This window comes from Wenjunlia tyrosinilytica, from assembly GCF_014646055.1.
GTDB lineage: Bacteria > Actinomycetota > Actinomycetes > Streptomycetales > Streptomycetaceae > Wenjunlia > Wenjunlia tyrosinilytica.
The window spans coordinates 40461-50736 of record NZ_BMMS01000042.1; the positions used below are offsets into that span (position 1 = coordinate 40461).

The window sequence follows — 10276 nt, forward strand, 5'->3', positions numbered from 1 at the left end:
CGCGTTCGGGGCAGGAAGGTAGCCGGGGGCCCGGTTAGCCTCGCAATCCCCAGCACGGGTCGCGCTGTGGTGACGCGGGCTCGGGCGAGCAGGTGCCTGGATTTCCGCCGCAGCCCCCGGCCGGCTCTGCGCGTGATCCGCCCGGCGCGCTCCCGACATCGAGCATCTCCGGTTGCCAACGGCCACTGGAAGCCTTGCCCATAGGCATGATGGGCAGGTGAGGCCGCATGCTGCTGCCGACCGCAGGCGGTGAGTGACGGGACGCTGCAGAGCTGAGAGCATCACCCGGATGTCGGCGTGTCGGTGGACAAGAGCCAAGGCGGCCCGGTAGAGCCACCGCGCCGACATGGGCGCCGCTAGGCCGTTTCGTTTGGATCATCTTGCCGACCAGAGGAAGATGCCTGCGAGGTGGAGTCCGGCGAGGTAGACCGTGGCTGCTTTCTCGTAGCGGGTGGCGATGCCGCGCCACTGTTTCGAGCGGTTGATGCACCGCTCGACGGTGGTGCGTTGACCGTACGCCTCGCGGTCGAAGGCAGGTGGCCTGCCGCCTCGCCGGCCGCGACGCAGGCGGTGGCCGCGTTGATCAGCCGGAACGGGGATGACCGCCCGGATGCCGCGCCTGGGCAGGTGTTCGCGGATGGCGCGTAAGGAGTACGCCTTGTCGGCCAGGACCACATCCGGTCTGGTGCGGGGTCGCCCGCGGCGGCGGGGAACACGCAGGCGCGCCACCACATCCACGAAGGCGGGCGCGTCACCGGCCTGTCCGGCGGTGAGAACGAACGCCAGGGGTCGCCAGCGGGCGTCGGCCGCAAGATGGATCTTCGTACTCAGCCCGCCGCGGGAGCGGCCGATGGCATGGCCGTGCGGCTCGCGGGCCGGGTCCCTTTTTTGCGGGCCCCGGCCGCGTGCTGGTCCACCACGGAGCCTGCCCAGGGTGACGGGCCGATGTCCGGCTCCGGGCGGTGCGCGCACTGGCCGCCCGGCGTGCGGGGCGCCGGTGCGCCGCAGCGCGAGTCGGGGAAATGTCGGGCGCGCTCCTGGTGGCGGCGCGCGCTCTCGGTGGCGGCTTGTGCCAAGCGGCGCAGCTGGTCGGCGCGGTACCCGAGCGTTTCCAGGCCCGTTGCCTGTTCCTGAGGCAATTGCCTCGACCGTGAGCTGATGTTCGCTGTTGCGGCGGCAGGTGGCCACGCCGTCGTACCTGACCGGACACGGCCGTGCAGGTGGGGCTCACCAGCGGTTGCGCGGTGGTGAGCCCCACCTGTTTCAGCGTTATGGCAGTCGGCGTGGGATCCCGGTCTCGCCGGCCTCCAGGCGCCGTTGCACCGGGTTGGTGCTCAGTCGGCGTGTCGGGCCCATGACGGTGGCGTCCGGGTCCGGAACGCGGGCACGGATTCCGGACCCGTACTGGTCGGCGGCTGCCAGCACGGTCGGCGGGCCGGGCGGGGCCGGCCAGGCCTGGATCAGGTACCACTCGGTGATCTGCTCCGGCGTCAGGTCCACGGCGGTGTCCCGCCCGCGGGCGTGGATGCGCACCCGGTAGTGGCCGGGGCCGTCGAAGGAGAGCGCGGGCAGCTCCTCTTCCATGTCGGTCATCATGTTGCGCACCTCCATCTGCCCCGAGGCCGAGTTCAGGGAGATCTCGACGATCTCCTGCCATGGCCCGGGGTCCGGGGCCGGCTCGGTGCGGTGCATGGTGACCGTCACCTCCACGTCCCCGCTGTGGATGCCCGTGTGCACGTACCCTTCGCCGTCCTGCAGGTGCACCAGCCCGTTGTGATGGGCGGGCAGATCCGGGCCGAGGCTGCCCTCGTCGTCGCGGATGAGGAACTGGTGGTAGGCGGCGGAGACAGCTGCTCGGCCCTGCTCGTTCGGCTCGTTCATGGCGTGGTCCCGGCGTGTTGGGGTGGTGGGGTCAGGGTTTGATCCAGACCTGGAACTAGTCCTTGTCCAGCATGCGGTTGTACAAGTACCAGTCCTTCAGCGCACGGCCGCCGTCCTCGTTCTGGTCGGCGTCGATCATGCGCCTGCTGAACTTGCCGCCTCCGGTGTAGGCGCCCTGCCAGGTCGAGGCGAAGGGGTACTCGTCGCAAGTCTTGCCCGGCGGGCCGGGCAGGCGCTTCGGGCAGGCCTTCTCGCGGTTCTTGTCCTTCTTCTTCGTGTCCGTCAGCCGGGTCAGGAACTTCTTCGAGCCGTACTTGCCCGGCAGCTTCTTGGTGTTCTGGGCGTACTCGATGTGCTTGGCCAGCTCCGGGTACTGCCCCTTCTTGGCGTAGACCATCGCGGGGTAGTACTGCGGCATCGTGCATCCGAGCTTCTTGACGCCCGGCAACTGGGTGTCGCAGCGCACATCGACGGTGTCCAGCTCCCCCGGGGTGCTCGGCCCCGACCACTGGGCGTTGGTGAACTGCCAGGTGGCCCGGGTGAAGCCAGCGCCTCGCTTGCCCGTGGGAGCGGCCGCGAGGGTGCTGTCGAGGTGCCACTGGCCCAGGGCGTCCTTGTCCGTCTTCAGCGGCTGGGACTTGAAGCTGCCGTCCTTGACCTTGCACTTGCCCTTGCACACCGCGCTGCCCTGCACCCGGGTGCCCGCGATGCCGACCCCCCAGTCGTTGACCTTGCGGATCGCCACCTCGTCGCCCCAGGTCTTGCCCATCCGGTCGGCCCAGGTGTAGGCGTAGACGAGGAAGTTGAACCCCCCGACGGGGTCACCGTCGGCGTAGAGGGTGAACGTGCCGGGGAAGATCCCGCATGCGTCGAACCGGATCATCCACCACCGGCCGTCCGCGCCGTGGTCGTCGCACCACTTCGGCTCCGGCCACGTACCCGTGGGCCACGACACAACACGGGGTGCCGGTAAGAACCGTGTCACCAGCCGCAAACGGCGGTGATCTTGCGCGAGCATCGCTCGTGCGGGTGAGCCCGAGGCCGTACGGCTGCGGTGTGTGAGCCCACACGAGGACGATCTACGAACGTGGCCCGTACCCCGTTGGACCTGGACGAGTTGGTCGAGCACTGGACGCTGCTGAAGGACGAGCAGGTGCTTGTGTCCGGCAAGCGCGGTGCGACGCGACTGGGCTTCGCCGTCCTGCTGAAGTTCTACACGCAGTACGGCCGGTTTCCCCGGAACCGGGCAGAGCTGCCCGGTGAGGCCGTGGAGTTCGTCGCCCGGCAGGTCCAGGTCTCCGCTTCTGAGCTGGAGTCCTACGACTGGACGGGCCGCACGGTCGAGTACCACCGCGCACAGATCCGGGGACACCTCGGGTTCCGCGAGTGCAGCGTCACGGACGCGGAGAAGCTGGCGGCATATCTGGCCGAGCACGTCGCGCACAAGGAACGCAGGCCCGAGCAGGTACGGGTGGAGCTGCTGGCACGGTGCCGCGTGGAGAGCATCGAGCCGCCCACGCCCGGCCGGTGCGATCGGATCGTCGCGGCTGCCCTGCGAGCAGCCGAGGAGTCGCTGACATCCCTGATCTCCTCTCGGCTGACTGCGGAGAGCATCGAGCGGCTGGTGGCTCTGGTAGCCGCCGGCACCGACCAGGACGACGACCCTCAACCCGGCGGTGCTGAGGGTGGGGATGCCCTTCCAGTACTGGGAAAGATCAAGGAAGCGCCGGGCAACGTGAGCTTGGAGACGATGCTCACCGAGATCGACAAGGTCCTGGCGGTGCGGGCGATCGGTCTGCCGCCGGATCTGTTCATCGATGTCGCACCGAAAGTCGTGGCGGGCTGGCGAGCGCGAGCCGCGGTGGAGTCGCCTTCCCATCTGCGGACGCACCCGGTACCGCTGCGGGTGACCTTGCTGGCCGCCCTGCTGCATGAGCGGGAGCGGGAGATCACGGACACGCTGGTGGAGCTGCTGATCTCCACGGTGCACCGGATCGGGGCGCGGGCGGAGAAGAAGGTCACCGAGCAGCTGGTCAACGCGTTCAAGAAGGTGTCGGGCAAGGAGAACATCCTCTTCAAGCTCGCCGAGGCGTCGCTCGGCACGCCGGAGGGGACTGTGCGGCAGGTCGTGTTCCCGGCGGTGTCTGGGGGCGAGGCGACGCTGCGGGAGCTGGTGCACGAGTTCAAGACCCGGGGGCCGGTTTACCGGCGGACCGTGCAGACGACGCTGAAGGCGTCGTACACCAAGCACTACCGGCGCGGGCTGATCAAGCTGCTGGACGTGCTGGAGTTCCGCTCCAGCAACCACGCCCACCGGCCCGTGATCGAGGCCCTGGCGCTCGTGGCCCGGTACGCGAACGCCGGGAACACGACGTACTACCCGCTGGGCGAGACGGTGCCGGTCCACAAGGCGATGGGCGGGGACTGGGCAGAGGTCGTGCACCGCACCGACCAGCGCGGCCGGCGCCGGGTGGTGCGCATGGTCTACGAGGTCGTCGCCTTCCAGGCCCTGCGCGATCAGCTCAAGTGCAAGGAGATCTGGGTGGTCGGCGCCGACAAGTGGCGCAACCCGGATGAGGACCTGCCGCAGGACTTCGAGGTGAGGCGGGCGGAGAACTACCGGGAGCTGCGCAAGCCGCTCGACGCCTCGGCATTCATCGACGAGCTGCGCGAGCAGATGACGGCTGAGCTGACCCTGCTGAACGAGCAGATGCCCAAGCTGTCCTGGCTGGACATTGCCGAGCGCAAGTCCGGGGCGATCCGGCTGACGACGGCCGAGGCCCAGTCGGAACCGCGCAATCTGCGACGGATCAAGGCCGAGGTGCAACGCAGGTGGGGCATCGTGCCGCTGGTCGACATGCTGAAGGAAGCGGTGCTGCGGACCGGCTGCCTGGACGCGGTCACCTCCGTCTCCGGTGGCGGCAGCCTCTCGGCGGAGGTGCTGGCGGAACGCCTGCTGCTGGTGATCTACGCGTACGGCACGAACACCGGGATCAAGGCCGTGGCGTCCGGCGGCCACGGGCACACCGAGGACGAGCTGCGCTATGTACGGCGCCGGTATCTGTCCGCCGAGGCGGCCCGTGCCGTCGCCGTCCAGATCGCGAACGCCACCTTCGCCGCCCGCAGTACCGAGTTGTGGGGTCAGGGCTCGACCGCGGTCGCCTCCGACTCCACGCATGTGCGCGCCTACGACCAGAATCTGTTCACCGAGTGGCACTCGCGCTACGGCGGCCGCGGGGTGCTCATCTACTGGCATGTGGAGAAGAAGTCCCTGGCCATCCACTCCCAGCTGATCAACTGCACCGCGTCCGAGGTCGCCGCGATGATCGAGGGCGCCATGCGGCACGGCACCACCATGGACGTGGAAGCCAACTACACGGACTCGCACGGACAGTCGGAGGTCGGGTTCGGCATCACGAGACTGCTGAACTTCGACCTGCTGCCCAGGATCAAGCGGATCAACAAGGTCAAGCTGTACCGGCCGTTGGCCGGCGACCCGGACGCCTACCCACGGCTGACCCCGGCCCTGACCCGCCCGATCCGCTGGGAACTCATCGCCCAGCAGTACGACCAGATGATCAAGTACGCCACGGCGATCCCGACCCGGACCGCCTCCACCGAGGCGATCCTGCGGCGCTTCACCCGCAACGCCTCCCACCCCACCTACGCGGCGATGCTGGAGGTCGGCCGCGCTCAGAAGACCATCTTCGTGGCCCGCTACCTGCGGCTTCGGGATCTTTAGCGGGAGATCGAGGAGGGCCTGAACGTCATGGAGTCCTCCAAGGGCGCCAACAGTGTGATCGCCTACGGCAAGGGCGGGGAGATCGCCTCGAACCGGCGCGACGAGCAGGAGATGTTCGTCCTGTGCCTGCGGATCCTGCAATCCGCCCTGGTGTACGTGAACACCCTCATGCTCCAGGACGTCCTCGGCGAACCGGAGTGGGACGGCCTCCTCACCCCTGCTGACCGGCGCGGCCTCACCCCGCTGTTCTGGTCCCACGTACGCCCGTACGGCGAGGTGAACCTCGACATGGACGCTCGCCTGAACCTCGCCGCGGTCACCGTACCGACTCCTCGCCCCCCAGCTGACGCGGACAACGGTGCGACGTCCCGCACATGATCGAGCCGTACAGTCAAAGGGGTGGCCGGAGTCAGCTGCAATGACTCCGGCCACCCTCGGCGGACCACTCGCAGTTCGTTAGTTCGTCTCCGCCAGGAACTTGATCAGCCAGACGACGAACGCTTGGCTCGCCCCCGAGAGGACGCCGCGTACAGCGGCAGCGATCAAGGTGAGGCGCTCGGTTCGGGTCGTGTGGTCGCGGTGAACGGTCATGTCCTTGCCCTCCTCGGCCCTGCCCTCGGATGGGGGGCTTGAATCCACCATGTGGCTGGTGGAGGAGTGCCCGAGCGATCCCTGTCGCCGGTCCTCGACGAGCTGACCGCGCGCTGAACAGACACTGCTGGGTACGGACTGGCACACTGTTGGCCTGACGCAACCTGACAAAGGCTGACGGAGACCCTGTGGTAGGCATTCGCATGCCGGACGAGCAGCAATTGCCGCCGGGGCCGCGACGGGATTTGGCTGCTGCCTTACATGACCTGTACGCGCTGGCGGGAAAACCCGCGGCCCGCACCATCAGCGCCTGGATCCGCGATCAGGATGATCTCCCTGGCACTCTCAGTCATGAGGGCGTTAGCGCAGTGTTGCGTGGCTCTGGCACGCCCCGCTGGGCAAACCTAGAGTCTCTGGTTCGCGTCCTTGTCGAGCAGCAGCGTGTGGGCAAGGCAGATATCGACATCGTCGTCACGCGGATCCATACACTCTGGCGCATCGCTGATGGCGGCCCGCCCTCAGCGGGTGAACCTTCGCCGGCGGCTCCTGACCCCCAAGAGACTGAGCAGTACGAAGAGACTGTCTCGGATGCTGAAACTTCCCAGCCCGGGGCCGCCCCCGCGGCCAGGGCAACGAGCCAGCTACCCGGACGTCACCGCAAGGCTCGCTCATCCGATGGAAACACCCTCGACTGGGCACCGTGGAATTCAGGGATCGACAAACGGCTGTGGAGATCTTCAAGGAAGTGGGGGGCTTCGATGACCAGCCGTGACCAGGCATCTTCCGCATGGGCCCGGTTCAAGCGAACCGGCTCGCTCGCCGACCTGGACGCAGCAATCTCTGCCTTCCAGGCAGCAGCACAAACCGCTCCGCTCGATCATCTCGACCGAGCAGCGATCTTGAGCAACCTGAGTGGGGCGCTGCGGACTCGGTTCGAGCGAACCGGCTCGCTCGCCGACCTTGACCAGGCCATCGCCCTAGCTGAGCAGGCGGCTGGCGAAGGCTCGACCGATAACTCCCGGCATCCCGCGATCTTGAGCAACCTGAGTGGGGCGCTACGGGCTCGGTTCGAGCGAACCGGTAACCGCAGTGACCTTGACCGGGCCATCGCCCTGGCTGAGCGCGCGGCGAGTGAAGGTCCGATTGAGGCCTCCCGGCATCCCGCGATCTTGAGCAACTTGGCCACGATGTTGTCGGAGGTGGGGCGTTGGGAGGAGGCTCTGGCGGCCGCCGAGGAGGCGGTGCACATCCGCCGGCAGCTTGCGGAAACCAACCCCGACGCCTACGAACCCGACCTGGCACTGTCACTCAGCAACTTGGGCACGATGTTGTCGGAGGTCGGGCGTTGGGAGGAGGCTCTGGCGGCCGCCGAGGAGGCGGTGCACATCCGCCGGCAGCTTGCGGAAACCAACCCCGACGCCTACGAACCCGACCTGGCACTGTCACTCAGCAACCTTGGCAACCGCATGTCGGAGGTGGGGCGTTGGGAGGAGGCTCTGGCGGCCGCCGAGGAGGCGGTGCACATCCACCAGCAGCTTGCGGAAACCAACCCCGACGCCTACGCACCCGACCTGACCGCCTCACAGTCCAATCTCGCACGCGCCTATCTGGCAGCGGGCGATTTGTATCGAGCGACCCAGTTGTACGAGCGCACCCTGGTCGACAGTGAGCGGGTGCTGGGCCCCAACCACCCGGACACCCTGATCTCGCGGAACAATCTCGCGGGTGCCTACGAATCTGCGGGCGATTTGGGTCGAGCGATCCCGTTGTACGAGCGCACCCTGGTCGACTTTGAGCGGGTGCTGGGCCCCAACCACCCGGACACCCTGAACGCGGGCGGGAGCTTGGCTGTCTCCTACGCGCAAGCGGGACGGATCGACGAAGCCATCACGCTTCTTGAGAGGGTCACCGCCGACTTTGAGCGGGTGCTGGGCCCCGACCACCCCCACACTCTGAGTGCGCGGAACAACCTTGCCCTTTGGCGGGGCGAGGTGGGGGATGCGGCTGGTGCCGCGGCCGCATTCGCCGACCTGTTGGCCGACCGGGAGCGGGTGCTGGGCCCCGAGCACCCGGACACCCTCACTACCCGCGAAAACCTCGCTCACTGGCGAGAGCAGGTGCGGGGCGCGGCCGTTCACCAATCGACCGATTGATGAGCAAGATCGGTAAGCATGCGTCTGCGGCCGAATCGGCGCCGGATCATGCCCATAAAACGGTGCCAAAAAAGTCGGCTTGCTCAAGAACTTTGGCATGACCCTTTTCTGTACGATCTGAGGGGTGCAGCAGCCTTCGGACGACGACACCGCCGATCTCCTCGCCCCTGTTCCGGCCGTACGGACCGGCGATCTTGTTGGATACGCACGTGTGTCCACCAAGGGGCAGCTGCTCGACCGGCAGATCCGCGCGCTCACCGATGCCGGATGCAGCCGGATCTTCTCGGACAAGAAGTCTGGCAAGAACGCCGAGCGCGAAGAACTCTGGAAAGCCCTCGACTACCTGCGGCCCGGCGACACCCTCGTCGTCCCGTCGCTCGACCGGCTCGGCCGCTCCATCCAAGACCTCATCGCCATCGTGTCTGGCCTGCGCAAGCGCGGCATCGGTTTCACCTCGCTCCACGAGGCACTCGACACCACCACACCCGGCGGGCGCCTGATCTTCCACGTCTTCGCCGCCCTCGCGGAGTTCATCCGCGAACTCATCGTGCAGGGCACCAACGAGGGCCTGGACGCCGCCCGCGCCCGCGGCGCCCGCCTCGGCCGTCCGCCGGCCATGACGCCGCGGAGCAAGTACGTCACGCCCGCGACCTGCTCACCCGCCCCGAGAACACCGTGACCTCGATCGCGAAACTGCTCGGCGTCTCCCGCAACACCATCTACAACTACGTGCCCGAGCTGAAGGGCGGCCGTCAGGCGCTCGCCGAGGCGACCACAACGGCCGAGCTGCCACGGCCGGCCAAGCCCAAGGACTGATCGCCGTTTGCGGCTGGTGACACGGTTCTTACCGGCACCCCAGATCAGCCGGTTATATTCTATATATCCGGATGCTAACAGCGCGGACCAGTTCATCCCCGCATTGTCCACTGAGGACTTCTGGCGGTCAGGATGCGATGCAGACATAGCACCGATAGGCGAAGAAGCGGAACAGTGTGGCGACCCCCCAGCCGAAGATGCGCGCGACGTTGTCACTGAGGACCGGGTCGAGCCCGCCAGTATGCCTCGACACGTAGACCGTGCCGGCCGTGATGACGACACCGACGACATTCACGAAGGTGAACAGCGCCAGTTCCTGCGTCAGCTTCTCGCGGTGCTGGTGGCGGTAGGTCCATTGGCGGTTCCCGAGCCAACTGAAGATCATCGCCGCGGCGGCCGCGGCCACGGACGCCGGAAGGGCGCGGACCGCATCGGGCCGCCGCCCGCGCCGGGGAGGCCGAAGACCCGCAGGTTGTAGCCACCGTTGTCCACCACGAAGGCGAGGGCTCCGACGATCCCGAACTTGGTGACCTCGCGCCAGATACCTCTGATCGCCTGCGTCGTGGCATTCTCCCAGGATGGCCGAACTCTGGCTGTCGCGGACCAAGAGGGCACCCTGCAACTGTGGGGACCTGGTCTCCAACCAGCCCCTGGGCGCCCCCTTGACGACCCCCGGGGGAGCGATCCTGTCCCCGGCCTTCAGCCCTGACGGCAATACGGTGTACGCCGCCGGCGAGCACCTGCCGCTGCAGAAGTACAACATTTCCCCCGAACGGGTAGCCGCAGACTTGTGCAAACGCATCGGCGGTGCCCTGTCGCGTGACGACTGGCACGCGTACATCTCCGAAGCGCCCTACCGGAGGACTTGCTGACGAAACTCCTGCGACGCCTCGCGTCCGGCCGTTGTCCAGCCGGACCCCTTGGAAGCCGGCGATCAGGTGCATAGCGGGGCAGAACAGGGCCTGGGGTCTGGCCGCCATCACCGCGGCCTGCTGCCTGGCCACCACCGCCGTGTTCTGGCCCGGGTACATGAGTCCCGACAGCTTTGCGCAGCTCAAGCAGGCCACGGGCAGGGAAACGCTGACCGACTGGC

At 67.6% G+C, this 10276-nt stretch carries 8 protein-coding genes and 3 pseudogenes; 6 read left to right on the top strand and 5 right to left on the bottom strand.

Annotated elements, in window-relative coordinates; genetic code table 11:
- Positions 1 to 375: 375 nt before the first annotated feature.
- The 3 genes and pseudogenes from IEY86_RS31950 to IEY86_RS31960 form a co-directional block, all read right to left on the bottom strand.
- Positions 376 to 852: pseudogene (locus IEY86_RS31950) on the bottom strand (IS5 family transposase); the annotation flags it as partial.
- A 417-nt stretch (positions 853 to 1269) separates the two neighbouring features.
- The gene (locus IEY86_RS31955) at positions 1270 to 1881 is read right to left on the bottom strand and encodes a hypothetical protein (RefSeq protein ID WP_189135403.1); all 612 of its coding nucleotides are present in this window, start codon (positions 1879 to 1881) and stop codon (positions 1270 to 1272) included.
- Positions 1882 to 1936: 55 nt separating this feature from the next.
- The gene (locus IEY86_RS31960; RefSeq protein WP_189135404.1) at positions 1937 to 2764 is read right to left on the bottom strand and encodes a NucA/NucB deoxyribonuclease domain-containing protein; all 828 of its coding nucleotides are present in this window, start codon (positions 2762 to 2764) and stop codon (positions 1937 to 1939) included.
- 204 nt (positions 2765 to 2968) lie between these two features.
- Between IEY86_RS31960 and IEY86_RS31965 the strand changes: the two are divergent.
- A pseudogene (locus IEY86_RS31965) lies at positions 2969 to 6001 on the top strand (Tn3 family transposase).
- A gap of 78 nt (positions 6002 to 6079) precedes the next feature.
- Here IEY86_RS31965 and IEY86_RS37705 read toward each other — a convergent pair.
- Positions 6080 to 6214, bottom strand: coding sequence for a hypothetical protein (locus tag IEY86_RS37705; RefSeq protein WP_265805973.1), 135 nt, complete (start codon positions 6212 to 6214; stop codon positions 6080 to 6082).
- Positions 6215 to 6417: 203 nt separating this feature from the next.
- Here IEY86_RS37705 and IEY86_RS31970 point away from each other — a divergent pair, with 203 nt between their 5' ends.
- The 3 genes from IEY86_RS31970 to IEY86_RS38300 all read left to right on the top strand — a co-directional run bounded on the left by IEY86_RS31970 (position 6418) and on the right by IEY86_RS38300 (position 9183).
- On the top strand, positions 6418 to 8367 hold the full coding sequence (locus tag IEY86_RS31970; RefSeq protein ID WP_189135405.1) for a tetratricopeptide repeat protein: 1950 nt from the start codon (positions 6418 to 6420) through the stop codon (positions 8365 to 8367).
- Between the two features lie 124 nt (positions 8368 to 8491).
- The gene (locus IEY86_RS31975) at positions 8492 to 9046 is read left to right on the top strand and encodes a recombinase family protein (RefSeq protein ID WP_229698941.1); all 555 of its coding nucleotides are present in this window, start codon (positions 8492 to 8494) and stop codon (positions 9044 to 9046) included.
- Positions 9043 to 9183 (top strand): hypothetical protein, encoded by a 141-nt coding sequence (locus tag IEY86_RS38300; RefSeq protein WP_229698942.1) that lies wholly within the window; start codon positions 9043 to 9045, stop codon positions 9181 to 9183. Before IEY86_RS31975 ends, IEY86_RS38300 begins: the two co-directional genes overlap by 4 nt.
- A 127-nt stretch (positions 9184 to 9310) precedes the next feature.
- On the opposite strand, the gene IEY86_RS37065 is transcribed toward IEY86_RS38300, so the two are convergent.
- Entirely contained in the window at positions 9311 to 9589 is a 279-nt protein-coding gene (locus tag IEY86_RS37065) for a GtrA family protein (protein ID WP_229698943.1), read from the bottom strand.
- 172 nt (positions 9590 to 9761) lie between these two features.
- Here IEY86_RS37065 and IEY86_RS31985 point away from each other — a divergent pair, with 172 nt between their 5' ends.
- Both IEY86_RS31985 and IEY86_RS37070 read left to right on the top strand, forming a co-directional pair.
- Positions 9762 to 10055: a hypothetical protein gene (locus IEY86_RS31985; RefSeq protein WP_189135408.1), complete on the top strand. Its 294-nt coding sequence runs from the start codon at positions 9762 to 9764 to the stop codon at positions 10053 to 10055.
- 31 nt (positions 10056 to 10086) lie between these two features.
- Positions 10087 to 10276: pseudogene (locus IEY86_RS37070) on the top strand (hypothetical protein); the annotation flags it as partial.

Bases quoted from the DNA above. Each gene is read 5' to 3' on its own strand.
- IEY86_RS31955 (WP_189135403.1), bottom strand. From the start codon at position 1,881: ATGAACGAGCCGAACGAGCAGGGCCGAGCAGCTGTCTCCGCCGCCTAC.
- IEY86_RS31960 (WP_189135404.1), bottom strand. From the start codon at position 2,764: ATGATCCGGTTCGACGCATGCGGGATCTTCCCCGGCACGTTCACCCTC.
- IEY86_RS37705 (WP_265805973.1), bottom strand. From the start codon at position 6,214: ATGACCGTTCACCGCGACCACACGACCCGAACCGAGCGCCTCACCTTG.
- IEY86_RS31970 (WP_189135405.1), top strand. From the start codon at position 6,418: ATGCCGGACGAGCAGCAATTGCCGCCGGGGCCGCGACGGGATTTGGCT.
- IEY86_RS31985 (WP_189135408.1), top strand. From the start codon at position 9,762: ATGGCCGAACTCTGGCTGTCGCGGACCAAGAGGGCACCCTGCAACTGT.